General features: G+C 78.0%; 1 protein-coding gene. It reads left to right on the top strand.

Annotated elements, in window-relative coordinates; translation table 11 throughout:
• Positions 1 to 646: inositol monophosphatase family protein (locus DZG00_RS16225; protein WP_147360103.1), on the top strand; the 646-nt coding region annotated here is incomplete at both ends.

The following is a 646-nucleotide window of genomic DNA, read 5'->3' as shown; positions in this document are numbered from 1 at the left end:
CACGTCCTCGTCGGCGAGGAGTACGGCGGCGAGGCCGTGCCCGGCCGCCCGTGCTGGTACCTCGACCCCGTCGACGGCACCGCGAACCTCGCCAACGGCGTGCCGTGGACGAGCTTCTCGCTGGCCCTCGTGGTCGACGGCGAGCCCGTCGTCGGCGTCGTCGCGGATCCCTGGCGCGGCACGCTCGTCGAGGCCGCCGCGGGCGAGGGCGCCTGGTCGGCGGGTGCGCGCCTCGACCTCGCGGCCGAGCCGGGCGGCGTGCACGCCCTCGACGCGGATCCGCTCCGGGGCCGGATGGTGAGCACGGAGCTCGCGGGACACGCGCCCTGGCCGGGCATGCTGCCTCTGCTCGACGCGCTCGCCGAGCGGTGGTGCACGCTGCGGATCATGGGATCCGGCACCCTCACGGTCGCCGGCATCGCGCTCGGCCACGGGGTCGGCGCGGTGATCGGCAGGTTCGGCCCGGTCGACCACCTCGCGGCGACGCTCATCGTGCGCGAGGCCGGCGGCGTGGTGCTCGACGCGGACGGCGAGGACACGCTGTTCCCGGCGACGGGGGGCGTGCTCGCGGCCCGCGACCGGCCGACCGCCCTGGCCCTGCACGCGCTCTGGCGCGCGGGCATCGCCGACGCGGCGACGGCGGCCG

Source organism: Clavibacter lycopersici (genome assembly GCF_003576405.1).
GTDB lineage: Bacteria > Actinomycetota > Actinomycetes > Actinomycetales > Microbacteriaceae > Clavibacter > Clavibacter lycopersici.
The sequence above is the reverse complement of the archived record's forward strand: the minus strand, read 5'-3'. Positions and strand labels throughout refer to the sequence as shown.